24 protein-coding genes and 1 pseudogene are annotated in these 25,247 nt (G+C 54.0%); 14 read left to right on the top strand and 11 right to left on the bottom strand.

Annotated elements, in window-relative coordinates:
- Positions 1 to 44: 44 nt before the first annotated feature.
- From clpX to bolA, 4 genes are all read right to left on the bottom strand, one after another.
- Positions 45 to 1,319 (bottom strand): ATP-dependent protease ATP-binding subunit ClpX, encoded by a 1,275-nt coding sequence (gene clpX / locus EBC_RS06730; protein WP_013201040.1) that lies wholly within the window; start codon positions 1,317 to 1,319, stop codon positions 45 to 47.
- 119 nt (positions 1,320 to 1,438) lie between these two features.
- Positions 1,439 to 2,062, bottom strand: a complete 624-nt coding sequence (gene clpP, locus EBC_RS06725; protein ID WP_041691925.1) for an ATP-dependent Clp endopeptidase proteolytic subunit ClpP — start codon at positions 2,060 to 2,062, stop codon at positions 1,439 to 1,441.
- 337 nt (positions 2,063 to 2,399) lie between these two features.
- Positions 2,400 to 3,704, bottom strand: coding sequence for a trigger factor (tig, locus tag EBC_RS06720; protein WP_013201038.1), 1,305 nt, complete (start codon positions 3,702 to 3,704; stop codon positions 2,400 to 2,402).
- A gap of 322 nt (positions 3,705 to 4,026) precedes the next feature.
- The gene (gene bolA / locus EBC_RS06715; RefSeq protein ID WP_013201037.1) at positions 4,027 to 4,341 is read right to left on the bottom strand and encodes a transcriptional regulator BolA; all 315 of its coding nucleotides are present in this window, start codon (positions 4,339 to 4,341) and stop codon (positions 4,027 to 4,029) included.
- 294 nt (positions 4,342 to 4,635) lie between these two features.
- On the opposite strand from bolA, the gene EBC_RS06710 reads away from it, so the two are divergent.
- From EBC_RS06710 to EBC_RS06675, 8 genes are all read left to right on the top strand, one after another.
- A complete protein-coding gene (locus EBC_RS06710; RefSeq protein ID WP_013201036.1) occupies positions 4,636 to 5,214 on the top strand; it encodes a lipoprotein in 579 nt (192 codons plus the stop codon).
- A 48-nt stretch (positions 5,215 to 5,262) separates the two neighbouring features.
- Positions 5,263 to 6,744 carry a muropeptide MFS transporter AmpG gene (ampG, locus tag EBC_RS06705; RefSeq protein ID WP_013201035.1) on the top strand — a complete coding sequence of 494 codons (1,482 nt, stop codon included), beginning with the start codon at positions 5,263 to 5,265 and terminating at the stop codon, positions 6,742 to 6,744.
- A 519-nt stretch (positions 6,745 to 7,263) separates the two neighbouring features.
- Positions 7,264 to 8,190 carry a cytochrome o ubiquinol oxidase subunit II gene (cyoA, locus tag EBC_RS06700; RefSeq protein WP_013201034.1) on the top strand — a complete coding sequence of 309 codons (927 nt, stop codon included), beginning with the start codon at positions 7,264 to 7,266 and terminating at the stop codon, positions 8,188 to 8,190.
- A 4-nt stretch (positions 8,191 to 8,194) separates the two neighbouring features.
- Positions 8,195 to 10,186 carry a cytochrome o ubiquinol oxidase subunit I gene (cyoB, locus tag EBC_RS06695; RefSeq protein ID WP_013201033.1) on the top strand — a complete coding sequence of 664 codons (1,992 nt, stop codon included), beginning with the start codon at positions 8,195 to 8,197 and terminating at the stop codon, positions 10,184 to 10,186.
- A complete protein-coding gene (locus EBC_RS06690) occupies positions 10,176 to 10,790 on the top strand; it encodes a cytochrome o ubiquinol oxidase subunit III (protein WP_013201032.1) in 615 nt (204 codons plus the stop codon). Before cyoB ends, EBC_RS06690 begins: the two co-directional genes overlap by 11 nt.
- Positions 10,790 to 11,119, top strand: a complete 330-nt coding sequence (locus tag EBC_RS06685) for a cytochrome o ubiquinol oxidase subunit IV (protein ID WP_013201031.1) — start codon at positions 10,790 to 10,792, stop codon at positions 11,117 to 11,119. The genes EBC_RS06690 and EBC_RS06685 overlap by 1 nt, the downstream gene beginning before the upstream one ends.
- Before the next feature lie 14 nt (positions 11,120 to 11,133).
- On the top strand, positions 11,134 to 12,021 hold the full coding sequence (gene cyoE, locus EBC_RS06680) for a heme o synthase (protein WP_013201030.1): 888 nt from the start codon (positions 11,134 to 11,136) through the stop codon (positions 12,019 to 12,021).
- Positions 12,022 to 12,148: 127 nt separating this feature from the next.
- Entirely contained in the window at positions 12,149 to 13,516 is a 1,368-nt protein-coding gene (locus EBC_RS06675) for an MFS transporter (RefSeq protein ID WP_013201029.1), read from the top strand.
- A 55-nt stretch (positions 13,517 to 13,571) separates the two neighbouring features.
- Here the strand turns inward: EBC_RS06675 and EBC_RS06670 are convergent, their stop codons facing one another.
- Positions 13,572 to 14,063 (bottom strand): YajQ family cyclic di-GMP-binding protein, encoded by a 492-nt coding sequence (locus EBC_RS06670; RefSeq protein ID WP_013201028.1) that lies wholly within the window; start codon positions 14,061 to 14,063, stop codon positions 13,572 to 13,574.
- A gap of 162 nt (positions 14,064 to 14,225) precedes the next feature.
- Here EBC_RS06670 and panE point away from each other — a divergent pair, with 162 nt between their 5' ends.
- Entirely contained in the window at positions 14,226 to 15,146 is a 921-nt protein-coding gene (panE, locus tag EBC_RS06665; RefSeq protein ID WP_013201027.1) for a 2-dehydropantoate 2-reductase, read from the top strand.
- The gene (yajL, locus tag EBC_RS06660; protein ID WP_041691924.1) at positions 15,100 to 15,705 is read left to right on the top strand and encodes a protein deglycase YajL; all 606 of its coding nucleotides are present in this window, start codon (positions 15,100 to 15,102) and stop codon (positions 15,703 to 15,705) included. The genes panE and yajL overlap by 47 nt, the downstream gene beginning before the upstream one ends.
- 95 nt (positions 15,706 to 15,800) lie before the next feature.
- On the opposite strand, the gene thiI is transcribed toward yajL, so the two are convergent.
- A complete protein-coding gene (gene thiI, locus EBC_RS06655) occupies positions 15,801 to 17,249 on the bottom strand; it encodes a tRNA uracil 4-sulfurtransferase ThiI (protein WP_013201025.1) in 1,449 nt (482 codons plus the stop codon).
- Between the two features lie 230 nt (positions 17,250 to 17,479).
- Between thiI and xseB the strand changes: the two genes are divergently transcribed.
- From xseB to EBC_RS06635, 4 genes and pseudogenes are all read left to right on the top strand, one after another.
- Positions 17,480 to 17,722: an exodeoxyribonuclease VII small subunit gene (xseB, locus tag EBC_RS06650; RefSeq protein WP_013201024.1), complete on the top strand. Its 243-nt coding sequence runs from the start codon at positions 17,480 to 17,482 to the stop codon at positions 17,720 to 17,722.
- Entirely contained in the window at positions 17,722 to 18,621 is a 900-nt protein-coding gene (gene ispA, locus EBC_RS06645; RefSeq protein ID WP_013201023.1) for a (2E,6E)-farnesyl diphosphate synthase, read from the top strand. The genes xseB and ispA overlap by 1 nt, the downstream gene beginning before the upstream one ends.
- A 19-nt stretch (positions 18,622 to 18,640) precedes the next feature.
- Positions 18,641 to 20,506, top strand: coding sequence for a 1-deoxy-D-xylulose-5-phosphate synthase (gene dxs, locus EBC_RS06640; protein ID WP_013201022.1), 1,866 nt, complete (start codon positions 18,641 to 18,643; stop codon positions 20,504 to 20,506).
- A gap of 97 nt (positions 20,507 to 20,603) precedes the next feature.
- A pseudogene (locus EBC_RS06635) lies at positions 20,604 to 21,570 on the top strand (aldo/keto reductase).
- A 58-nt stretch (positions 21,571 to 21,628) separates the two neighbouring features.
- On the opposite strand, the gene pgpA reads toward EBC_RS06635, so the two are convergent.
- From pgpA to ribD, 5 genes are all read right to left on the bottom strand, one after another.
- Entirely contained in the window at positions 21,629 to 22,135 is a 507-nt protein-coding gene (gene pgpA, locus EBC_RS06630; RefSeq protein WP_041691923.1) for a phosphatidylglycerophosphatase A, read from the bottom strand.
- A complete protein-coding gene (thiL, locus tag EBC_RS06625; RefSeq protein ID WP_013201020.1) occupies positions 22,113 to 23,090 on the bottom strand; it encodes a thiamine-phosphate kinase in 978 nt (325 codons plus the stop codon). Before thiL ends, pgpA begins: the two co-directional genes overlap by 23 nt.
- A gap of 56 nt (positions 23,091 to 23,146) precedes the next feature.
- The gene (gene nusB / locus EBC_RS06620; protein WP_013201019.1) at positions 23,147 to 23,566 is read right to left on the bottom strand and encodes a transcription antitermination factor NusB; all 420 of its coding nucleotides are present in this window, start codon (positions 23,564 to 23,566) and stop codon (positions 23,147 to 23,149) included.
- Between the two features lie 16 nt (positions 23,567 to 23,582).
- Positions 23,583 to 24,053, bottom strand: coding sequence for a 6,7-dimethyl-8-ribityllumazine synthase (gene ribH / locus EBC_RS06615; protein ID WP_013201018.1), 471 nt, complete (start codon positions 24,051 to 24,053; stop codon positions 23,583 to 23,585).
- Between the two features lie 84 nt (positions 24,054 to 24,137).
- Positions 24,138 to 25,244 (bottom strand): bifunctional diaminohydroxyphosphoribosylaminopyrimidine deaminase/5-amino-6-(5-phosphoribosylamino)uracil reductase RibD, encoded by a 1,107-nt coding sequence (ribD, locus tag EBC_RS06610; protein ID WP_013201017.1) that lies wholly within the window; start codon positions 25,242 to 25,244, stop codon positions 24,138 to 24,140.
- Positions 25,245 to 25,247 lie beyond the last annotated feature (3 nt).

Below are 25,247 nucleotides of genomic sequence, written 5' to 3'. Positions count from 1 at the left end.
AAATTCCCCCTTTTTATGATAACTGACTGGAAAGATGTGGTTATTTATTCACCAGAAGCTTGTTGAGCTTCCTGTTTTCCGTAGATCAGCATTGGCTCAGACTGGCCATCGATCACTGAATCGTCAATCACCACTTTTTCAACATCGTCCATTGAAGGGAGGTCATACATGGTATTCAGCAGCGCGCCTTCCACAATGGAACGCAGGCCACGGGCACCGGTTTTGCGTGACATGGCTTTTTTGGCGATCGCCGTCAGCGCTTCTTCACGGAATTCCAGGTCCACACCTTCAAGATTAAACAACGCCTGATACTGCTTGGTCAGGGCGTTTTTCGGCTCACGCAGGATCTGAATCAGCGCTTCTTCACTCAGCTCGCTCAGGGTTGCCACGACTGGCAGACGACCGATGAACTCTGGGATCAGACCGAATTTGATCAAATCTTCTGGCTCGACCTGCTCCAGCAGCTGACCTTCAGTGGCTTTCTCTGCCGTGCCCTTCACGGTGGCACCAAAGCCAATCCCCGTACCGGTGTCTACGCGCTGAGAAATCACCTTGTCCAGCCCGGCGAACGCACCGCCACAGATAAACAGGATCTTGGAGGTATCAACCTGCAGGAACTCTTGCTGTGGATGCTTACGTCCGCCCTGAGGTGGCACCGCCGCCACAGTGCCTTCAATCAGCTTCAACAGCGCCTGCTGAACACCCTCGCCCGAAACATCACGGGTAATGGAAGGGTTGTCAGATTTACGGGAAATCTTATCGATTTCATCGATGTAAACAATGCCGCGCTGTGCTTTCTGCACGTCATAGTCACATTTCTGCAGCAGTTTCTGAATGATGTTTTCGACGTCTTCACCAACATAACCGGCTTCGGTCAGCGTGGTGGCATCCGCCATTGTGAACGGCACATCCAGCAGGCGAGCCAGGGTTTCCGCCAGCAGCGTTTTACCGCTACCGGTAGGCCCGATCAGCAAAATGTTACTTTTGCCAAGCTCAATGCCATTACTGGTGTCACCGTTGCGCAGGCGTTTGTAGTGGTTATAGACCGCTACGGCCAACACTTTTTTCGCCCGTTCCTGGCCGATAACGTAATCGTCGAGGTGATGGCGGATTTCATGCGGCGTCGGCAGTGCGCTACGTTCACGATGCGGCGCAACTTCTTTAATCTCTTCGCGAATGATGTCATTGCATAGATCGACACACTCATCGCAGACATACACTGACGGGCCGGCAATCAGCTTGCGCACTTCATGCTGGCTTTTGCCGCAGAAAGAGCAGTACAGCAGCTTTCCTGAACCGTCTTTGCGCTTCTCAGTCATCAGTTAACCTCTTCTGTTATCTTCGTCCGCACTGTGTTGCGGCGATGATGCCGCCTTGCGGCACCCTCATTCGTTGCTCTAGCCCATCCATAACTATAGACGACAGATGGGCATCAGGCTTACGTGCGATGCGTCAGAACGGAATCTACCAACCCATACTCTACAGCTTCGCTCGCTGACAGGAAACGGTCACGTTCCGTGTCTCTCTCGATTTCTTCAAGAGTTTTGCCCGTATGTTCTGCCATCAGCTCGTTCATACGCGCTTTCACTTTCAGAATTTCGCGCGCGTGGATTTCAATGTCAGTTGCCTGACCCTGATATCCGCCCAGCGGCTGGTGGATCATCACGCGAGAGTTAGGCAGCGCATAACGCTTGCCTTTGGTCCCTGCGGTCAGCAGGAACGCGCCCATTGAACAGGCCTGGCCCATACAAATGGTGCTGACGTCTGGCTTGATGAACTTCATGGTGTCGTAGATCGACATCCCTGCAGTGATCACACCGCCAGGAGAGTTGATATAAAGGTGGATGTCTTTTTCCGGGTTCTCAGCTTCCAGAAACAGCATCTGAGCGACGATCAGGTTCGCCATATGATCTTCAACCTGTCCGGTCAGGAAAATAATACGTTCCTTGAGCAGGCGGGAAAAGATGTCGTAAGAACGCTCTCCGCGAGAGGTTTGTTCGACCACCATCGGCACTAAAGCCATATGAGGTGCAGTTTGTTCACGTTCGCCACTGTATGACATTACCGTCTCCTGGATAAATTTCATTTGGCAACACTCCGTACCGATTCTACTTGAGAGCGATCCGGAACACTATGTTTCCATTACATTCCCCACACTGACCGGGGACAATCAAGACAGGACTCAGTACGCCATAATAGTCTATTTGGGGATGTTGCCCCGCTGATTCAAGCATAACAACGTTTTTATCAACTGCTAACCAGGAAAAACAGCTTAGTTGATATTTTGCCGGTTTAATGAGCGAATAAGCGCACTAAGGCACGTCCGGGCAACGGATAAAAGCAAAAAGCCCGCAGTCATCATAACTGCGGGCTTTTATTTAGCTTACAGAATCAGTGGATCAGGCTGGTTGCGCCTGGTTCATCAGTTCCTGGAAGTTAGTGGCCTTCTCGGTCACTTTGGCTTTCTCCAGCACAGCTTCCACTGCCTGTTCTTCCAACGCAACGTTACGCATGTTGTTCATCAGCTCGTTATTCTTGCTGTAGAACTCAACCACTTCTGATGGATCTTCGTAAGCAGAAGCCATCTCTTCGATCAGCTCTTTCACACGGTCTTCATCAGCTTTCAGCTCGTGGGTACGAATCACTTCGCCCAGCAGCAAGCCAACCACTACGCGGCGTTTAGCCTGCTCTTCAAACAGTTCACGAGGCAGCTCGAAAGCTTGCTTCTCGTTACCGCCAAAGCGCTGTGCAGCCTGGCGACGCAGCACGTCGATTTCGCCATCGATCAGTGCAACTGGCACGTCGATGTCGTTCGCGCTGACCAGACCGTCGATAGCCTGAGTCTTCACACGGTTACGCACGGCGCCTTTCAGCTCGCGCTCCATGTTTTTACGCACTTCAGCACGCAGACCGTCTACTGAACCATCTTCAACGCCGAAACGTTTGATGAACTCAGCAGTGAATTCTGGCAGCTCACGCTCTTCCACTTTCTTCAGGACGATTTCAAACTTCGCTGCTTTCCCTTTCAGGTTTTCAGCGTGGTAATCTTCCGGGAAGTTTACGTCGATAGTGAAGGTTTCGCCCGCTTTGTGGCCAACAACGCCTTCTTCGAAGCCTGGGATCATGCGACCCTGGCCCATTGCCAGTACGAAGTCAGACGCTTTGCCGCCTTCGAACTCTTCGCCGTCTACTGAACCGCTGAAGTCTACAGTGGCACGGTCTTCAGCTTCTGCTGCGCGGTCAGTTTCTTTCCAGGTGGCCTGCTGCTTGCGCAGCGTGTCCAGCATGGTGTCAACGTCAGCGTCAGTCACTTCAACAACCGGTTTTTCAACTTCGATTGCGTCCAGACCTTTCAGCTCAACTTCCGGGTACACTTCAAACTCAACCGCGAAAGTGAAGTCTTCACCTTCTTTGTATTCGCCTGGCACGTATTTAGGTGCGCCAGCCGGATTGATCTTCTCTTTGATGATGGCGTCAACGAAGTTGCGCTGCATCAGTTCGCCCAGAACGTCCTGGCGAACAGAGGCACCGTAGCGCTGTGCTACGACAGTCATCGGCACTTTCCCTTTGCGGAAACCGTCGATACGTACCTTTTTAGATACGCTGACCAGCTCACTTTTCACCGCGTTTTCGATCACATCTTTAGCAACGGTAATCGTAACGCGACGGCCCAGGCCCTGAGTTGTTTCTACTGAAGCTTGCATCTTATTACCTCAAAAAATCACGTGCTCGGTCAACTTCAGACCCTCTCTGCTCCGCAAGAAACAGAGTGAGACTAAGAACCGGGATGGCCTCTGGTGTCAGAATCGTAGTCGCTGTACCAAAAGGGTCCCGAAGATATTCCGGAAAAAAATAGACGCAGCATTATAGCGACAACGTTTAAGCGAGTCGAGGCTGCTCAACCCTGACATTTCGCTAACTTCGTTGCTTTTCTCTCATAAATGGCAGAAAACGGGGGTGCGCTGGGGATTTAACGTCAGAAATGACAAAGCGGCCCGCAGGCCGCCTTGGTTGAAAAGTGCACTATCAGGCAAGCGTTCCCGCTCCGCGACAGTTGGGTGAGGATGGAACGGTGTCCTGTAACCCCTCCCACTCCTTAACGGTATAGGTATGTAGAGCCAGCGCGTGAACGCTTCCAGCCAGTTCTGCTGCCAGCGCACTATAAATAGTACGGTGACGCATTAAAAAGCGCTGGTTGATAAAATGGTCGCTCACAATAACCACTTTAAAATGACTCTCTGCACCCGCTGGGACGTTATGACGATAGCTTTCGTCATGAACTTCCAGATGAACAGGCGCTAACGCCGTTCTTAACTTTTCTTCTATTTCTTCGCGGATCATACCTGGACTCCTCTAAGACGGTGGCCCCATCTCTTTAAATATTAGCTGGTTTTTTACCAAACCCTGCTGGGTTCACGAAAAATATCCGCCGTTTAATGCCCGCTACTGTGCATTTTCATCTTTGCTGCTGCAACCACTCCGTTATTAAACGGTCGAAGTTCCCGTGCCTGGCGTCAGCCTTAAAAGTGCAAGGCGATGAATTTACGCGCTATCGGGGCTTCCCCTTGTTACAGGCAATGCTATGATGACCGCAGTTTTGTCAGCACTACAACCTTCGTCATTGAGAAAATAAGCATGTTAAAAAAATTATTATTCCCTCTGCTGGCCGTGTTAATTCTGGCTGGCTGTGCAAGCAACAGCAACACACTCACCGTTTCGCCAAAAATTCAGCTGCCTCAGCAGGATCCCAGCCTGACCGGCATCACTGTTAGCATCAACGGCGCCGATCAGCGTAGCGATCAGGCACTGGCGAAAGTTAACCGCGACGGACAGCTGGTTACCCTGACCCCTTCACGCGATCTGCGCTTCCTGCTGCAGGAAACGCTGGAGAAGCAGATGGGTGCTCGTGGTTACATGATCGGTCCTAATGGCGCCGTTGACCTGCAGATCATCGTGAATAACCTGTATGCCGACGTTACCGAAGGTAATGTGCGCTACAGCATCACCACGAAAGCCGATATTTCGATTGTTGCCACCGCGAAAAACGGCAACAAGCAAGTGAAGAACTACCGCCAGACCTACAGTGTTGAAGGCGCCTTCTCAGCCACCAACGCTAAAATCACTAACGCGGTTAACTCCACGCTGAGCGACGTGATTTCTGATATGGCTCAGGACACCAGCATCCACGAGTTTATCAAGCAAAACGCCCGTTAATTGGCCAGTGCCCGTCGGGATCCCGGCGGGCTTTGTTTTAAGGTTCGTATGCCCAGCCATTACCTCCAGATTTTTACCCAACGAAATGCCGCCCTTCTTCTGCTCCTTGGCTTTGCCTCCGGTCTGCCGCTCGCGCTGACATCGGGAACGCTGCAAGCGTGGATGGCCGTCGAAAACGTCGATATCAAAACGATAGGCTTCTTCTCTCTGGTCGGGCAGGCCTACGTGTTCAAATTCCTCTGGTCTCCGTTGATGGACCGCTACACGCCGCCGTTTTTAGGCCGTCGTCGTGGCTGGTTACTGGTGACGCAGATCCTGTTGATTGTCGGGATTGCCCTGATGGGATTTATGGATCCCTCACGCAATCTGACCCTGCTGGCGGCGCTCGCGGTGTTGGTTGCCTTCTGTTCCGCCTCGCAGGATATTGTCTTTGATGCCTGGAAGACCGATGTGCTGCCCGCCGAAGAACGCGGTAGCGGTGCGGCGATCAGCGTCCTTGGTTATCGTCTGGCGATGTTGGTGTCAGGCGGACTGGCGCTATGGCTTGCAGACCGATATCTCGGATGGCAGGCGATCTGGTGGCTGATGGCGGCGATGATGGTGCCTGGGGTAATCGCCACGCTGTTAGCGAAAGAGCCCAGCGATCCCGTTGCCCGCCCCCACAGCCTTGAAGAGGCGGTCATTGCCCCGCTGCGCGACTTCTTCAACCGCAACAATGCCTGGCTGATCCTCTCTCTTATTGTCCTTTATAAGCTGGGTGATGCGTTTGCTGCCAGCCTGACCACCATTTTCCTGATCCGTGGCGTTGGCTTTGATGCCGGCGACGTGGGGCTGGTGAATAAAACCCTTGGGTTGATCGCCACGATAATTGGCGCGCTTTACGGCGGCGTACTGATGCAGCGCCTGAGCCTGTTCCGGGCGCTGATGCTGTTTGGCATCCTGCAGGCGGTATCAAACCTGGCGTACTGGATTCTGGCCGTCACCGACAAACATCTTTACAGCATGGCAGCGGCCGTGTTTGTCGAGAATCTGTGTGGCGGTATGGGCACCGCCGCCTTTGTGGCGCTGCTGATGACGTTGTGTAATAAGTCTTTCTCCGCCACGCAATTTGCCCTGCTCTCCGCGTTGTCCGCCGTTGGCCGGGTGTATGTTGGCCCGGTGGCAGGATGGTTTGTTGAGAGCTGGGGCTGGCCGACGTTTTATGCCTTCTCAGTGGTGGCAGCTCTGCCCGGTTTGCTATTGCTGGCCGGATGCCGAACCACGCTGGAACATGCGCAAACCCATCAGTCATTTTTACCGCGAACCCGCTTCGCTTCCGGATATAAATGGGCATTACGCGCCTTGAAGTTGGGTTCAGCGTTGGTAGTGGCAGGACTGATTTTGCTGGCATTACGCGCAACAAACCTGCTGGATGCGGGCTCAATCATTAGCGTTCTGTTTGAATCAGGGGCCATTCTGGCGCTGTTGGGCATTGTCACCGGCAGTTTGTTAGACTTCGTCGCTCAGCGCCCGGCTACACAGCAAAAGTAAAGTTATGTTGGCTCAGGCAAAAAAATAACGCTTCGGGCCGGCACAAACATTTAACAATAGCGCCCTTTTTAGCGGGCGAAAAAACGGCGGCACCGTTCGAAAAACCGCCTTTTTTTAACAATTAGTGCATTGTCACATTTTCCCGCCTTCCGTTATTTCCTAAAAGGTTTTCACCTTTACATTTCTCTGCCACAGACTATTAAAACCCGGTACGTTATTATTATTGTATAAACTAAATCACACAAATGATGCGGGTATGTTAAATAATTGAGTGGCAATTTCGCTGTTTATAGCAGAGACCTGTTAAAAAACGCGGTTATCATTGGTTTTTGTTATATTAGAGGCAAACCCTTGCTGGCATTCATATTTTGTCACCTTCGGCAACATCTGTGACTGTGTTTGCAAAAGGTGTCAACACGGCGCTGACACAAGATGTTGCTGGTTTACAGTACTGAAACGTTCCCGTAAAATGCCGCCACACTTAAACGACAATAGAGCCCTTGTCATTGAGGTCGTTAAATGAGACTCAGGAAATACAATAAAAGTTTGGGGATTTTGTCATTAATTGCAGGCACTTTATTGTTAAGTGGCTGTGATAGTGCATTGTTAAATCCCAAAGGACAGGTTGCACTGGAGCAACGTTCGCTGATACTGACAGCCTTCGGCTTGATGATGATCGTCGTTATTCCCGCAGTCTTGATGGCAGTGGTGTTCGCCTGGAAATATCGGGCATCCAATACCAATGCAAAATACAGCCCTAACTGGTCACACTCTAATAAAGTGGAAGCCGTGGTGTGGACTGTTCCCATTTTGATCATTATCTTCCTTGCGATCCTGACGTGGAAATCTACCCACGCGCTTGATCCAAGCAAGCCTTTGGTTTCCGATGTGAAGCCGATTGAGATTGATGTGGTTGCATTGGACTGGAAATGGCTGTTCATTTACCCGGAGCAGGGTATTGCAACAGTTAACCAAATCGCATTCCCTGCGAATACGCCGGTCAGCTTCAAGATCACGTCTAACTCCGTTATGAACTCCTTCTTTATTCCTACCCTCGGTAGCCAGATTTACGCTATGGCGGGCATGCAGACTAAACTGCATCTGATTGCGAATGAACCAGGCACGTTTGACGGTATCTCCTCCAACTTCAGTGGTCGCGGCTTCTCTGGTATGAAGTTCAAAGCGATTGCCACTCCTGATAATGCGTCATTCGATCAGTGGGTAGCAAAAGTGAAAGACTCATCCAATACGCTGACAACCATGGATGACTTCGAGAAACTGGCAGCGCCAAGCGAAAACCATCCGGTTGAGTTCTTCTCTACCGCAAATCCTGAATTGTTCAAGCAAGTGATTGGCAAATTCAAGATGAGCCACGGGAAAATGGACATGTCAGGACACGAAGGCATGGACATGAACGAAGCCCCTAAAGCGGGAGCCGAGGAATAATACGATGTTGGGAAAATTAACCCTTGATGCAGTACCGTATCACGAACCGATTATCGTGATTACGGTCGCCGCCATCATTCTTGGTGGTCTGGCAGTCGCTGGAGCAATCACTTATTTCGGTAAGTGGCAATACCTGTGGTCTGAGTGGCTGACGTCTGTCGACCATAAAAAACTCGGTATCATGTATATCATCGTGGCCTTCGTCATGCTGCTGCGCGGTTTTGCCGATGCGGTGATGATGCGTAGCCAGCAGGTACTGGCTTCGGCCGGCGAGGCAGGATTCTTACCGCCTCATCACTACGACCAGATCTTCACCGCTCACGGCGTGATCATGATCTTCTTCGTAGCGATGCCATTTGTTATCGGTCTGATGAACATTGCTGTTCCTCTGCAGATCGGGGCGCGCGATGTGGCCTTCCCGTTCCTGAACAACCTGAGCTTCTGGTTCACGGCTGTCGGTGTGGTGCTGGTTAACCTGTCACTGGGTGTGGGCGAATTTGCTCAGACCGGCTGGCTGGCTTATCCACCGCTTTCCGGCGCTGAGTACAGTCCGGGGGTCGGTGTTGACTACTGGATATGGAGTCTTCAGCTGTCGGGGATCGGTACGACATTAACAGGTATTAACTTCTTCGTTACTATCCTGAAAATGCGTGCACCTGGCATGACCATGTTCAAGATGCCTGTCTTCACCTGGGCGTCGCTGTGTACTAACGTTCTGATTATCGCTTCCTTCCCGGTTCTGACCGTGACGCTGGCGTTGCTGACCCTGGATCGTTATCTGGGCTTCCATTTCTTCACCAATGAAATGGGCGGCAACATGATGATGTACGTAAACCTGATTTGGGTTTGGGGACATCCGGAAGTGTATATTCTGGTTCTGCCGGTCTTCGGTGTGTTCTCCGAAGTGGTAGCAACCTTCTCTAAAAAGCGCCTGTTTGGTTACACCTCACTGGTTTGGGCAACGATTGTAATTACCATCCTGTCCTTCATCGTGTGGCTGCACCACTTCTTCACCATGGGCGCGGGCGCGAACGTTAACGCCTTCTTCGGTATTATGACGATGATTATCGCCATTCCTACCGGCGTTAAAATCTTCAACTGGCTGTTCACCATGTACCAGGGCCGCATTCAGATGCACTCTGCGATGTTGTGGACCGTAGGCTTCCTGGTCACCTTCTCTGTCGGTGGTATGACCGGTGTTCTGCTGGCGTTGCCAGGTGCTGACTTCGTGCTGCACAACAGTCTGTTCCTGATTGCTCACTTCCATAACGTGATTATCGGTGGTGTGGTATTCGGTTGCTTCGCAGGTGTGACTTACTGGTTCCCTAAAGCGTTCGGCTTCTGCCTGAACGAAAAATGGGGCATCCGCGCCTTCTGGTTCTGGATCATTGGTTTCTTCGTTGCCTTTATGCCGCTGTACGTATTGGGCTTCATGGGGATGACCCGTCGCCTGAGCCAGGATATCGATCCACAGTTCCACCCACTGCTTGTTGTAGCAGCGTTTGGTGCTGCGCTGATCGCGTGTGGTGTGCTGTGCCAAATCACTCAGTTCTGGGTCTCGGTACGTGACCGTGAGCAGCTGCGTGATGTGACCGGCGATCCATGGGGCGGCCGTACGCTGGAGTGGGCAACCTCTTCACCACCACCGTTCTACAACTTTGCTGAAGTGCCTGTTATCCACGAGCGCGATGCGTTCTGGGAAATGAAGGAAAAAGGCGAAGCGTACAAACAGCCTGCGCACTACGAAGAGATCCACATGCCGAAGAACAGCGGCGCTGGTGTGGTGATCGGTGCATTCAGCCTGGTGTTTGGTTTCGCAGCTATCTGGCACATCTGGTGGCTGGTAGGTCTGTCGTTCCTCGGTATGATCTTAACCTGGATCATCAAGAGCTTTGACGAAGACGTTGATTATTACGTTCCCGTTGCCGAGATCGAAAAAATCGAGAATCAGCACTTTGACGAAATTAGCAAAGCAGGTCTGAAAAATGTCGACTGAAACTCTGACTAAGCACCACGACGCCCATGCGGAGCATGGGCATCACGATGCAGGAGCCAATAAAGTCTTTGGCTTCTGGATCTACCTGATGAGCGACTGCATCATCTTTGCCACCCTGTTTGCAACCTTCGGTGTGATGGTTAACAGCACCGCGGGTGGCCCGGCTGGTAAAGATATTTTCGAACTGCCGTTCGTTCTCGGTGAAACCGCCCTGCTTCTGTTGAGCTCCATTACCTATGGTTTTGCAGTTATCAGCATGAACAAAGGCAGCAAAGGCTCAGTGATTAGCTGGCTGATGCTGACTTTCCTGTTCGGTGCCGGTTTCATCGCGATGGAAATCTATGAATTCCATCACCTGATTATGGAAGGGTTTGGTCCGCAGCGCAGTGGCTTCCTGTCAGCGTTCTTCACGCTGGTTGGGACGCACGGTCTGCACGTAACCTCTGGCCTGATCTGGATGGCGGTACTGATGTACCAAGTCTCCAAACGTGGTCTGACGCCGACTAACCGTACCCGTATCCTGTGTCTGAGCCTGTTCTGGCACTTCCTGGATGTGGTATGGATTTGTGTATTCACCATTGTCTACCTGATGGGAGCCATGTAATGAGTCATTCTACGAACGAACATGGTGCCTCACACGGTAGCGTGAAGTCTTATATGATCGGCTTTATTCTGTCGATCATTCTGACGGCAATCCCTTTCTGGATGGTGATGGACGGCGGCGCTTCAAAAGCGACCATCCTGGGTGTGGTGATTGTGTGTGCGATTGTCCAGGTGCTGGTGCATCTGGTCTACTTCCTGCACTTAAACACTTCCTCTGAAGAAAGATGGAACCTGGTGGCAATTGTGTTCTCTGCAATTATCATCTTGATAGTAGTTGTTGGCTCGCTGTGGATCATGTGGAACCTCAACTACAACATGATGGCCAACTAACCGAGTTACCCGTGATGATTAAGCAATACCTGCAAGTAACGAAACCAGGAATTATTTTCGGAAATTTAATTTCTGTGATTGGGGGGTTCCTGCTGGCCTCGAAAGGCAGCATCGACTATCCCCTGTTTCTCTCCACCTTAGTCGGCGTTTCGCTGGTGGTCGCATCAGGTTGTGTTTATAACAACTTTATCGACCGTGACATCGACGTAAAAATGGAGAGGACCAGAAATCGAGTGCTGGTTAAAGGCCTCATTTCTCCGACAGTCTCTCTGGTTTATGCAACCGTTCTGGGTATTGCTGGATTCGCGTTGTTGTATTTCGGAGCAAACCCGCTGGCCATGTGGCTGGCGGTGATGGGCTTTGTGGTTTATGTCGGCGTTTACAGCCTGTACATGAAGCGCAATTCTGTGTACGGCACGTTGATTGGTAGTCTTTCTGGCGCTGCGCCGCCGGTAATTGGCTACTGTGCCGTCACCAGCCATTTCGATGCGGGTGCCTTGATCCTGCTGGCTATCTTTAGCCTGTGGCAGATGCCGCATTCTTATGCGATTGCGATCTTCCGCTTTAAAGATTACCAGGCAGCGAATATCCCGGTTCTGCCGGTGGTAAAAGGCATCTCCGTGGCAAAAAACCATATTACGATGTACATCATCGCCTTTATGGTTGCCACCCTGATGCTGACGCTGGGCGGTTATGCCGGCTACAAATATCTGGTGGTTGCTGCGGCAGTCAGCGTGTGGTGGTTGGGGATGGCGCTTTCAGGTTACAAAACGCAGAACGATCGCGTTTGGGCCCGTAAGCTGTTTGTCTTCTCTATCGTCGCCATTACCGCACTGAGCGTTATGATGTCGGTCGATTTCATGGCTCCGGCCTCGAAAGACCTGCTGACGATGGTCAGGTAACACAGACCTCATCATAAAGGGCGCGATTATCGCGCCCTTTCTTTTTGTTACCACTTCGCGACAAGTATTATTTTACCCACCCTCCCCCGCCGCCTAAAATACGTCGACCAGATAAACTGAGGTAGTAATGAACGATAATAAAATGACTCCAGTCGAGTTGCGTGCGACATGGGGTTTGGGGACGGTATTTTCCCTGCGTATGTTGGGAATGTTTATGGTCTTGCCCGTCCTGACCACTTACGGCATGGCATTGCAGGGAGCAAGTGAAGCACTGATTGGACTCGCCATTGGCATCTACGGTTTAGCGCAAGCCGTTTTCCAAATCCCCTTCGGATTATTGTCGGACCGTATTGGCCGCAAACCGTTAATCGTCGGTGGACTCCTGATTTTCGTTCTCGGCAGCGTCATTGCCGCGAGCACCACTTCCATCTGGGGCGTGATCCTGGGCCGTGCGTTGCAGGGTTCCGGTGCGATTGCCGCCGCGGTGATGGCGTTGCTTTCCGATTTAACCCGTGAACAGAACCGTACCAAAGCGATGGCCTTTATTGGTATCAGCTTCGGCGTGACCTTTGCCATTGCGATGGTGCTGGGCCCGATCATTACCCATGCTCTTGGCCTGCATGCGCTGTTCTGGATGATCGCCTGTCTGGCGACCTTAGGCATTGTGATCACCCTGTGGGTGGTGCCGTCGACGCCGAACCATATTCTGAATCGCGAATCGGGCATGGTGAAAGGCACCTTCAAAGCCGTGCTGACCAATCCGCGCCTGGTGAAGCTGAACTTTGGCATCCTGTGCCTGCATATTCTGCTGATGTCGAGCTTCGTCGCCCTACCGGGTGAGTTTGAGCGCGCAGGTTTCCCTGCGGAGCAGCACTGGAAAGTCTATCTGGTCACCATGCTGGTCGCCTTCTGCGGCGTGATCCCGTTTATCATTTACGCGGAAGTGAAGCGTCGCATGAAGCGGGTATTTGTCAGCTGTGTTGCTCTGATGCTGATTGCAGAGATCGTGCTGTGGGGTGCGGGAAGTAATTTCTGGACGCTGGTGGTCGGTGTGCAGCTGTTCTTTATTGGCTTTAACCTGATGGAAGCCATTTTACCGTCGCTGATCAGTAAAGAGTCACCGCCGGGTTATAAAGGCACCGCAATGGGCCTCTATTCCACCAGCCAGTTTTTAGGCGTGGCCATTGGCGGCAGCATGGGCGGTTGGGTATTCGGTCATTTTGATGCGCAATCGGTGTTCGTGGTCGGCAGCCTGGTGGCGGCGATCTGGCTACTGGTGAGCTGTACAATGAAGGAACCGCCGTATGTCAGCAGCTTACGCATCATGTTGGATGACAGTACCTTAGACAAGAGCGTGCTGGAGCAGCGTCTTAAAGCGCAACCGGGCGTGGCCGCGGTGTTTATCGTGCCGGAAGAGAAAAGTGCTTACGTGAAGATCGACAGCAAGGTGACCAACCGCGCAGAGATCGAAAAGCTGGTCGCCGAAGCGGCCTGATCGATGCAGATAACCAGCCAGCGCGGCCCTGAAAAGCCCCGCTGTCTGGGATCGCTTAGTCGCGGAAGTTTTTAAACTGGAAAGGCTGTCCCAAATCACCACCACGCACCAGCGCCATTGCGCCCTGCAGGTCATCACGAGATTTCCCCGTCACGCGTAATTCTTCACCCTGAATCTGCGTCTGCACTTTGATTTTGCTGTCTTTGATCAGCTTAACCAGCTTTTTCGCCACATCCGCAGGAATGCCTTTTTTCATTTTGGCTTCCACGCTCCAGGTTTTACCGCTGTGCTCAATCTCTTCCGGGATCTCCAGCGCCGCGCCTTCAATGCCACGCTTCAGCAGCCTTTCGCGCAGAATATCAATCAGCTGTTTAACCTGAAAGTCAGACTCGCTTAACACCTTGATAGACTCGTTTTTCTCAATCAGCTCATAGCTGGCGGTCACGTTACGAAAATCGAAACGGCTTGAGATTTCGCGGTTGGCATTTTCCACCGCATTTCGGACTTCCTGCATGTCAATTTCTGAAACGATATCGAAAGATGGCATGATGTATTCTCCTGATCCTAAAGTGACATGCATAATACCGACTTAGCGCCGTTAAAAAAACCATCGGCGTTGAAAGCTATAATAAGGATAACAAACCTGCGCGGCGCCATGATGGGCTGACAGCAAGGTGGTACTAACGCAACCCGCACGCGGGGAGGACGTATGAAGATTACCGTACTGGGATGCGGTGCATTAGGGCAAATCTGGTTAGCTGCCCTCGACGCTCAGGGACATGATGTACAGGGCTGGCTGCGGGTGCCGCAGCCCTACTGCTCCGTCAACGTCATCGATCTGAATGGCACGACGATCAATAAGACATGCATAGCCAACGATCCAAAGTTCCTCGCGGAAAGCGACCTGCTGCTCGTCACCCTCAAAGCCTGGCAGGTTTCCGAGGCGGTGAAGAATTTGCAGTTTATCCTGCGCGATGACTGCCCGATCCTGCTGCTGCATAACGGCATGGGGACGCTGGATGAACTGAAAGCCCTGCATCAGCCGCTACTGCGAGGTATCACCACGCATGCGGCGAAACGCGACGGTACGGTGATCGTCCACGTGGCGGCCGGCATCACCCACATCGGCCCAACCTCTGCCGATGCGGCGGCACTCAGCGATCTGGCAGAGGTGTTGCAGCAGGCGCTGCCGGATGTGGCCTGGCACAATAATGTGGCCTCCGCCGCATGGCAAAAACTCGCTGTTAATTGCGTGATTAACCCGCTGACCGTGCAGTACGACTGCACCAATGGTGAACTGCTTAATCATCTGGATGAAGTCTCGGCGCTGTGCAATGAAGTGGCGATGGTGATGGAACGCGAAGGCCAGCATACCTCGCGTGAAGGGCTGCTCGACTATGTGCTGGACGTGATCAACTCCACCGCCGCCAATACCTCTTCCATGCTGCAGGACATCCGCGCCGAACGTCGCACAGAAATAGATTACATTACCGGCTACGTCATCCGACGAGCGCGGGCACAAGGCCTGGCAACACCTGAAAATAGCCGACTTTATGAATTGATTAAGCGAAAGGAACAAGATTATGAGCGAGAACGCATCGGTACTGGTTTGCCTGGCACCTGGCAGTGAAGAAACGGAAGCGGTCACCACTATCGACCTGCTGGTGCGCGCCGGGCTGAACGTGACCACTGCCAGCGTGACGGATGACGGCAGCAGAGAAATCCGCTGCTCGCGCGGCGTCAGGCTGATTGCCGATGCGCCGCTGGTGGAGGTGGCAGATAATGATTTTGCCGCCATCGTGCTGCCCGGCGGCCTGAAAGGTGCTGAAGCCTTCCGCGACAGCCCGCTACTGGTTGAAACGGTGCGCCAGTTCCATCTCTCAGGCCGTATTGTTGCCGCGATTTGTGCCGCCGCCGGCACGGTGCTGATCCCCCATAACCTGTTCCCGATCGGCAATATGACCGGTTTTCCGGGTCTGAGAGAGACCATTCCGGATGAGAAGTGGATGGATAAACGGGTGGTGTGGGATCCGCGCGTCAATCTCCTGACCAGCCAGGCACCGGGCACCTCTATCGACTTCGCGCTGAAGTTAATCGACCTGATTTTGGGCCGGGATAAAGCCCATGAAGTGGCGAAACAGCTGGTGGTCGCTGCCGGAATTTATGATTACCGCGAGTGGATTGAATAGGATCGACGCAAAGAAATAGCGTGAGGTGCCGGCAGGCGGGGAAAGTGCCTGCTGGCAAGGGTGGAGCTGACGGGATAAGTCAGCTCCACTGCCCACTACGGACGATAGACCTTCACATTTTTGAAGCCCTGCTCGTGCAGGTAAAGGGCCTGCAGACGGCTCATTACGCCGCGATCGCAGTAAAGCAGCCAGGTTTTGCTTTGGTCCAGATTGCCGAACTGGGTACTGAGCTTATAAAACGGCAGGCCTTTCACTTCCACCCCTTCCAGCTCCAGCGGACGATCGTCCTGCTCATCGGCAGAACGGATATCCAGCACCATATCTTCCGGGCCGAATGACACCACCGTTTCGACTTCAACCACTTCCTGCTCGGTATCTTCCGCAATACGACGGATATCGACGTTGGTGGCTTCTGCGACCATCCGATCGAGAATAGCAAAATCGAAGTTCTGCTCTTCCGCTTCGATCTTCGCCTTGACCGCTTTGACGGTTGGGCTTTTGGAAATCACACCGCAGTATTCCGGCATGGTACGGGCAAAATCTTCCGTACCGATATGACGCGCCAGATTAATGATGTGCTCTTTATCATGGGAAATCAGCGGGCGCAGGATCAGCGTGTCGCTGGCGTTATCAATTAAGCGCAGGTTGGTCAGCGTCTGGCTGGACACCTGGCCAAGCGCTTCACCGGTTACCAGCGCCTGCACGTCATAACGCTCGGCGATTTGAGATGCGGCACGCACCATCATGCGCTTCAGCACTACGCCCATCTGACCGTCTTCCACTTTCTCGAGGATCTCACCGACCACCGGCTCGAAGTTGATCGCCACAAAACGCACCTTGTGCGAGCGACCAAAACGGTTCCACAGATAATGCGCCACCTGACGAACGCCGATTTCGTGCGCTGCGCCGCCAAGGTTGAAGAAGCAGTAATGCACGCGGCAACCGCGACGCATCAGCATATAGCTGGATACGCCGGAGTCGAAGCCGCCGGAAATCAGCGACAGGACATCTTCCTGAGTGCCGATCGGGAAGCCACCGATGCCTTCATGACGGCCGGTCACTAACAGCATACGATCGTCTTCAATTTCCAGATTCACCGTCACCTGCGGGTGATTCAGTTTCACCTGGGCGCTGGCCACGTGCTGATTGAGCCCGCCGCCAACGTAACGCTCCACATCCTGCGAGCTGAAATCATGCTTGCCCCGGCGCTTCACGCGGACAGCAAAGGTTTTCCCTTCAATACGATCGCGGTTCAGCTCCAGCGTCTGCTCAAAGATGTCGTGCATATCGGTATAAGCACGATCTTCCACGTCGAGGATATGGTGAATGCCGGGGATGCGCTGCAGCCCTTCAACCAGTACGGAACGCTTGCTATCGTCCTTTGAACGCACTTCGATATGGTCCCAGTGACGGACCACGGCCAGCGTTTCATCGCTGTCCTTCAGCACGTTACGGATATTCGTCGTCAGGATTTTAATAAAACGCAGGCGAACGGTCTGACTTTTGATGGTGATTTCGGGGAATAACTTAATGATAAACTTCATGGCGGCATGGGTTCGTTAAGCAATTAAGTGCTGAAATGGGACGCACTTAGCTGGTAAAATGAGGGTATTGCAAAGCAGCTTGTAGCCCTTTACATTCAATACTCGAGTGTATCACACCTGTCCGCTCACTGCTTCTTCATCCGTTAGCAGCATCATTATTTTGCTAATCATTTCGAGTCGGCTACCATGGGCGGCTTCACGCTAAAAAAACGACTGAGCAGAACGCCATTATGCCTAAAAAAGCCGAACAGCCAGCCAGCTTCGAAACCTCTCTGCAGCAGCTGGAGCAGATTGTATCCCGTCTTGAAAGCGGTGACCTGCCGCTGGAAGAAGCGCTGAATGAATTTGAACGCGGCGTGCAGCTCGCACGTGCGGGCCAGCAAAAACTGCAGGCCGCTGAACAGCGCGTGCAGATCCTGTTGAGCGACGATAAAGACGCTGACCTGCAGCCCTTCACGCCGGAAAATGAGTAATGGATTTTAGCGATTTACTGACCGCGCACCACACGCGTGTGAATCAGGCTTTACAGCGTTTTATCGCGCCACTGCCGTTTCAGAATTCCCCGCTGGTTAATGCCATGGAATATGGGGCATTATTGGGGGGTAAACGTTTACGTCCTTTTCTGGTGTACGCCACCGGAGAAATGCTCGGCGCGGACGATGCCGCGCTGGATGCGCCCGCGGCAGCCGTTGAATGCATTCATGCCTATTCATTGATCCATGACGATCTGCCGGCGATGGATGATGACAGCTTGCGCCGTGGCCAACCGACCTGCCACATTAAGTTTGGCGAGGATACGGCGATCCTGGCCGGCGATGCTCTGCAAACGCTGGCCTTTTCAATTCTGGCCGATACACCGATGCCAGGCGTGAGCGCAGAATACCGCGTGGCGATGCTTTCAGAACTGGCTCAGGCCAGTGGCGTGGCAGGGATGTGCGGCGGACAGGCGCTGGATCTGGCTGCCGAAGGCCAGCAGGTTGATCTGGCCGCACTGGAGCAAATTCACCGCCATAAAACCGGGGCGTTAATTCGCTCCGCCGTTCGTCTGGGCGCTTTAGCCGCCGGAGAACGTGGGCGCGCTGCCCTGCCCGCACTCGATCGTTATGCCAATGCGATTGGTCTGGCGTTCCAGGTGCAGGACGACATTTTAGATGTGGTGGGTGATACCGCCATTATCGGCAAACGGCAGGGAGCCGATCAGCATTTAGGCAAAAGTACCTACCCGGCCCTGATGGGACTCGACGGCGCACGGGCCAAAGCGTGGGACCTCTATCAGGAGTCACTCAGCGCATTAGAAACACTTGCCGCGCACTCTTTTACTACAACGTCATTACAAGCGCTGGCAAGTTACATAATTGAACGCAATAAATAACTTCCACAATGAGTCTCTGATGAGTTTTGATACTGCAAAATATCCGACGCTGGCGTTGGCCAGCACGGTACAAGAATTACGATCGCTCCCCAAAGAGAGCCTGCCAAGACTTTGTGATGAGCTACGTCAGTATTTACTCGACAGCGTAAGCCGCTCCAGCGGCCACTTTGCCTCTGGTCTTGGCGTGGTGGAACTGACCGTCGCGCTGCATTACGTTTACAACACGCCTTTTGATCATCTGGTGTGGGATGTCGGCCATCAGGCCTACCCGCATAAAATCCTCACCGGACGACGCGATCGTATTGGCACCATTCGCCAGAAAAATGGGCTGCACCCGTTCCCGTGGCGCGATGAAAGCGAGTTTGATGTGCTGAACGTTGGGCACTCCTCGACGTCGATCAGCGCCGGGTTGGGTATGGCTGTCGCGGCAGAGAAAGAAGGCAAAAACCGCCGCACGGCATGCGTGATTGGCGATGGTGCGCTGACGGCGGGGATGGCGTTTGAAGCCATGAACCATGCGGGCGACATCAAAACCGATATGCTGGTGGTGCTGAATGACAACGAAATGTCGATTTCAGAAAACGTCGGCGCGCTGAACAATCGTCTGGCGCAAATCCTGTCCGGCAAAACCTATTCACGCCTGCGTGAAGGGGGCAAAAAAGTGCTGGGCAGCCTGCCGCCAATCAAAGAGTTGGTGAAGCGTACGGAAGAGCACCTGAAAGGGATGGTCGTGCCGGGCACCCTGTTTGAAGAGCTGGGCTTTAACTACATCGGCCCGGTCGACGGTCACGACGTGCTGGCACTGGTGCAAACGCTGAAGAATATGCGCGAGCTGAAAGGCCCGCAGTTCCTGCATATCATGACTAAAAAGGGCAAAGGCTACGCCCCGGCAGAAAAGGATCCGATCTCCTGGCATGCGGTGCCTAAGTTCGATCCTGCCAGCGGCCTGCTGCCAAAAGCGGCTGAAGGGCTGCCAAGCTACTCTAAAGTCTTCGGGCAGTGGCTGAGCGAAACCGCCGCCGATGACAGCAAGCTGATGGCGGTCACGCCAGCCATGCGTGAAGGGTCTGGCATGGTCAGCTTCTCACGCGATTATCCTGGCCAGTATTTCGATGTGGCCATCGCTGAGCAGCACGCGGTGACCTTTGCTGCCGGTCTGGCGATCGGGGGTTATAAGCCGGTGGTGGCGATTTACTCCACCTTCCTGCAACGCGCCTACGATCAGCTGATCCATGACGTGGCGATCCAGAAGCTGCCGGTGCTGTTCGCCATCGACCGTGGCGGTATTGTCGGTGCTGACGGACAGACCCATCAGGGCGCATTTGATATCTCGTTCCTGCGCTGCATCCCGAATATGGTGATCATGACGCCAAGCGATGAAAACGAATGCCGTCAGATGCTGTACACCGGCTACCACTATTCGCAGGGGCCAAGCGCGGTACGTTATCCACGCGGCACCGGAACCGGCGCAGAACTGAAGCCGCTTGCCTCGCTGCAACTGGGTAAAGGCCTGGTCAAACGCGAAGGCGAGAAGCTGGCGATCCTCAATTTCGGCACCCTGTTGCCAGAAGCGGCAGCGGTTGCTGAAAAGCTGAATGCCACGCTGGTCGATATGCGATTTGTGAAACCACTGGATGACGCGCTGATTATTGAGCTGGCTGCCAGCCATGAAGCGCTGATTACGCTGGAGGAAGGCGCGATCAAAGGTGGCGCAGGCAGTGGTGTAATTGAACTGCTGATGGCCAGGCGCCTGCTGGTCCCGGTTCTGACCGTCGGGCTGCCTGATGAGTTTATCCCGCAGGGCACCCAGGATGAGATCCGCCATGACTATCTGCTTGATGCAGAAGGCATTGAGCAGCAAATCACCGACTGGCTCGCGCAGTAATTCCGCACAATGCTCCCCGTCCGGGGAGCTTTTCTCCTGCTATGCTTATTCAGTTCTTTACCGGCTTAACGCCGCCAACCGACTGGCAGGAGCTCGCATGAAAACCACCACACTGGGCACAACCGATCTGACGGTTTCCCGCCTTTGCCTGGGCTGTATGACCTTCGGTCAACCCGATCGAGGCCGCCACGCCTGGACACTTCCTGAAGAGAGCAGTCGCCCGCTGATCAAGCAAGCGCTGGAATCCGGCATCAACTTCTTCGATACCGCTAACAGCTATTCCGATGGCAGTAGTGAAGAGATTGTTGGCCGCGCGCTGAAAGATTTTGCCCGCCGCGACGAGGTCGTGGTCGCCACCAAAGTCTACTTCCCGATGAGCAACCTTTCGGGCGGTCTTTCTCGCGCGAATATCATGCAATCCATTGACGACAGCCTTGGCCGGCTGGGGATGGATCACGTCGACCTGCTGCAAATCCACCGCTGGGATTACAACACCCCGCTGGAGGAGACGCTGGAAGCCTTGCACGACGTGGTGAAATCGGGCAAGGCTCGCTACATCGGCGCATCCTCGATGTTCGCCTGGCAGTTCGCTAAAGCACTGTACACCGCAGATTTACATGGCTGGACACGCTTTGTCAGCATGCAGGACCAGTACAACCTGATCCAGCGTGAAGAAGAGCGGGAAATGCATCCGCTGTGTCAGGCCGAGAATATTGCCGTGGAGTCCGCTGGCGCGAGGCCGCCTGACGCGTCCATGGGGCGAAACCACCGCGCGTTCCGTCTCTGATGAGTTCGGCAGCACGCTGTATGACAAAACCGAAGAGAACGACGGCGCGATTGCCGCCCGGGTGGCCGCGATTGCGGAAGATAAGGGCATCAGCCGCGCGCAGGTCGCGCTGGCGTGGATGCTGGCTAAGCCGGCGGTCACTGCCCCGATCATCGGCGCATCAAGAACCGAACAGCTCGCCGACCTGGTACAGGCGGTTGACGTTGAGTTGACGCTGGAAGAGATTATCCAGCTTGAAAGTGCCTACCAGCCGCATAACGTGGTCGGCTTCGAGTAAAGAAAAAGGGCGACGGTTACGTCGCCCTTTCTTATCCTGCCGCTTCAGAACACGCGGTTCAGAACGTAAAATGCAGCCCGGCATAATAGAGAATGCCCGCGGAGAGAATGCCGGCGATGATATCGTCGACCATAATCCCCATGCCACCGTGCACGTTGCGATCGAACCACCGGATTGGCCACGGCTTCCACATATCCAGAATACGGAAGATCACAAACCCCGCCAGCACCCACTGCCAGCTGTTGACCGGGATCGCCATCAGCGTGATCCACATGCCGATAAACTCATCCCAGACAATGCTGCCGTGATCGTGAACGCCCATATCTTTCGCCGTACGGTGGCAAAGATAGACCCCGATACAGATACCGAACATCACCACCAGCGAGTAAATATCCTGCGGCAAAAAGGTCATCAGATACCAGAACGGGATCGAAGCCAGCGAGCCCATGGTGCCCGGGACATAGGGGCTGAGTCCGCTGCCAAAACCGGTGGCCAGCAGATGCCAGGGGTTGCTCATTTTCAGGCGGCTTTTCGCCACATCCTTATTCGCGGCCAAAATGGTCAAATCCTTTCAGGTCTTTTTCGACGGGCTTGCCGTCCTGTAACAGCACCAAGCCTTCGGATTGTGGGGCGATCTGACCCACACAGGTAAACGGCACGCCATAATGCCCCAGCGCCACGTCTAACGCGCCACGGTTAATCTCCGGCACGGTGAAGCACAGTTCGTAATCTTCGCCACCGCTTAACGCCCAGCGGATCGCCTGCTCTGGCTCGAAGTGCAGTTTCATCACTTCAGAAAGCGGCAAGGCTTCCAGATTCAGTCTGGCGCCGCAGTCGCTGGCTTTCAGGATATGACCCAGATCGGAAATCAGCCCATCGGACAGATCGATCGCCGAACTGGCCAGGTCGCGCAGCGCCTGTCCTTGCAAAATACGCGGCATCGGACGCAGATGGCGTTTGATCAGCATTTCATGCGCCACCGGATCGTTAATCTTCACGAGGTGTTGCAGCAGCGCTAAGCCTGCGGCACTGTCGCCCAGCGTGCCGGTGACGTAGATCCAGTCGCCGGGACGGGCACCTGAACGTTTCAGCGCCCTGCCCTGCGGCACCAGGCCATGAATGCCCAGCGTCAGGCTCAGCGGCCCACGCGTGGTGTCACCGCCAATCAGCTGCATATCGTAGTAGTCGAGCAGCTCAAACAGGCTGTCGCTGAAGTCCTTCAGCCAGGCTTCGTTGACGGATGGCAGGGTTAAGGCCAGCGTCAGCCAGGCCGGATCGGCGCCCATTGCAGCCAGATCGCTGAGGTTAACCGCCAGCGCTTTGTAGCCCAGATCGGCAGGATGGATATCACGCAGGAAGTGAACGCCTTCTACCAGCGTATCGGTGCTGATAGCGAGGGTCTGTTTTTCAGACAGCGTCAGTAATGCGCAGTCGTCGCCGATGCCCTTTTCCACATCGCGACGGGAGCTTGTCACACGATCGAAATAACGCGCGATAAGTTCGAATTCGCCACATGCCATACTATGCGTTCCGAGTTTGAAAAATGAAGAAGGCCGGTCAGACCGGCCTTGGAGGATTACTTCTTGTTGGGGCGGATGTAGGGAGCGGCTTTATCCAGCACGCCATTGACAAACTTATGGCTGTCTTCGGCGCCGAACACTTTCGCCAGCTCAATGCCCTCATTGATGGCCACCTTGTAGGGAACATCGGCACGCTTGCTCAGCTCAAACAGCGAGATACGCAGGATGGCTTTTTCTACCTGGCCCAGCTCTTCGAGCTGACGCGACAGGTACGGCTTCATCAGGCCATCCAGGTATGCGCTGTTGGTTGCAACGCCTACCAGCAACTCGCGGAAGTAGCTGATATCAACGTCTTTGACGTCTTGCTCCGCCAGAAACTGATATTCGACATCAGAGATGTCGTTTTTAGACAACTGCCAGGAGTAAAGCGCCTGGACAGCACATTCACGGGCGCGGCGACGAGCAGCAGGTTTCACGAAATTCCCCTTAAAATCAGGCTTTGATGGCTTTCAATACGTTAATCATTTCTAGTGCGGTCAGGGCAGCTTCTGCGCCTTTATTACCCGCTTTGGTTCCGGCACGTTCAATGGCCTGTTCGATGTTTTCAGTCGTCAGGACACCAAATGCGACCGGAATATCGCTGTTCATCGCGACGCTGGCCAGGCCAGAACTGGCTTCACCAGCGACATATTCGAAGTGGGCAGTCCCGCCACGAATAACGGTTCCGAGGGCGACAACAGCGTCGTACTTACCGGCTTTAGCCAGCGCACGTGCGGTCATTGGCATTTCATAGGCGCCTGGCACCCACACCACGGTGATATTTTCATCTTTCACCTGGCCGATGCGCTTTAACGCATCAAGGGCACCGCTCAGCAGGCTGTCGTTGATAAAGTTGTTGAAACGCGCAATGACGATGGCAACGCGCGCGTCAGGAGTAGCAACAGCAGCTTCAATAACGTTCATAATCTTCCTTTCAGGGTTCAGTTATGGCCCCGCAGGGGGGCGGATTCTATCATACTCTTCACCGCTCTGCTCCGCTTTTAAAAGCTAAGAGTCAGGCGTCAGCGTCAGGCGAATGTCGGGCCCAACCTGGCGACTATCGCTGAAGGTGAAGGCGGGAGCGTCAGCAAGATGTGCTATGCCCGGTAAATGGCACAGACCGCGTGCATTATCTCCCAGTAATTTCGGTGCCATATAGACAATCAACTCGTCCACGACGCCCGCGGTAAGCAGTGCGCCGGCCAGTTTTGCGCCGGCTTCCACCCAGACCGTATTGATCTGTCGGCGACCCAGCAGCATCATCAGCGACACTAAATCGGTATGGTCATTATGGCGCGGAACGAGGAACTGCTCCACGTTCTCCGGCCAGTTCAGGTTATCTGCCTGCTGGCGTGCCAGCCAGGTCTCACCGGACTGGGAAATCAAACGGTGCTCAGGCGTCACCTGATTTTGACTGTCAATCACCACCCGTACCGGCTGGCGCAGATCCGCTTCGGCATACGCGGCCTGGGTATCCGCGGCTAAATCCTGCCAGCGCACGGTTAACGACGGATTATCGGCCAATACGGTGGCGCTGGTGCTGAGGATAGCCGAACTCTGGGCGCGCAGGCGTTGAACGTCGCGGCGGGCTTCTGCTGAGGTGATCCACTGGCTTTCGCCATTGGCCATCGCCGTGCGGCCATCGAGAGAGGCGCCGAGCTTCAACTGCACCCATGGGAAACCGGTTCGCATCCGCTTCAGGAAGCCGCGATTAAGTGCTTCTGCTTCCTGCATCATCAGCCCATGGCTGACCTCAATGCCCGCCTGCTGCAGGCGATATAGCCCGCGACCGGCCACTTCCGGATTGGGATCCTGCATCGCTGCAATAACCCGGCTGACGCCCGCGGCAATCAGCGCATCACAGCAAGGTGGCGTCCGGCCGTGGTGGCTACAGGGTTCAAGGGTGACATAGGCCGTTGCCCCTTGCGCCTTATCGCCAGCCATCCGCAGCGCGTGGACTTCAGCATGCGGTTCACCGGCGCGAAAATGGTAGCCTTCGCCGACCATCACGCCATCGCGGACAATCACGCAGCCGACATTCGGATTGGGCGTGGTGGTAAACCGGCCACGGCGGGCGAGCTCAAGGGCGCGCGCCATCCAGATTTCATCGCTCATGGT

The sequence above is a fragment of the Erwinia billingiae Eb661 genome (assembly GCF_000196615.1).
Classification (GTDB): domain Bacteria; phylum Pseudomonadota; class Gammaproteobacteria; order Enterobacterales; family Enterobacteriaceae; genus Erwinia; species Erwinia billingiae.
This window is presented reverse-complemented; position numbering and strand designations above follow the sequence as displayed.